The organism is Bartonella sp. AP19HLJMH, assembly GCF_042196245.1.
Lineage (GTDB): Bacteria > Pseudomonadota > Alphaproteobacteria > Rhizobiales > Rhizobiaceae > Bartonella.
Map to the genome: position 1 here is coordinate 1 of NZ_JBHIPX010000098.1, position 600 is coordinate 600.

The 600-nt window shown below is 32.2% G+C and carries 1 protein-coding gene; it reads right to left on the reverse strand.

Annotation, left to right across the window (positions count from 1 at the left end; translation table 11 throughout):
- Positions 1 to 24 precede the first annotated feature (24 nt).
- Positions 25 to 600 (reverse strand): type IV secretion system protein (locus ACFINR_RS09575; protein WP_375654251.1); only part of this gene is annotated, 576 nt, incomplete at its 5' end.

The following is a 600-nucleotide window of genomic DNA, read 5'->3' on the forward strand; positions in this document are numbered from 1 at the left end:
CATTTATACATTACCTAAGTGTTTTCACCGTATGCTAGGCATCTCTTTTTTTTCATGGTTAAAAAATTTCATATCAAGTTCGTGTCTTTTCCTTTTGATAAGTGAGTATTCAGCATCACGTAAATGCGCTACCATTTGCATCTTTATAGATTCATTTTGGATCATGACTAATATACCATCGATATGTGCTTGAAGATCAGCAATGTCTTTCAGGTTTTCTTTTATTTGAAGTTCATCGAATAACTGTTTGAGGTATTGAAAACGATTTTCTACATGTTGAAAAGTTTTTAAAGTTACCGCTTTGTCTAAAGTCGATACAAATTCTAAACGAGCAAAAATAGACTTGCCTACTTGATCAAAAGTCCCAGAAATTTTGTTTTCTTCCTCCAATGCCTTTTGATATAATTCCGTTGAAAGCTGATTCTTCTTATAGAGCGATTCTGGTTCTTTGAGAAAAAAACTAGAAAAGTCTATTTGCTTTGGGTTTGTTTTCTGACTCTTTGTTATAGCCTGATAGGCTTTTTCTATTTGTGAAAGTTGTTCTTTTTTTAACGCAAGCTGTTTTGTTAAGAGCTCAATAATTTCCCCTTTTTTTAATAG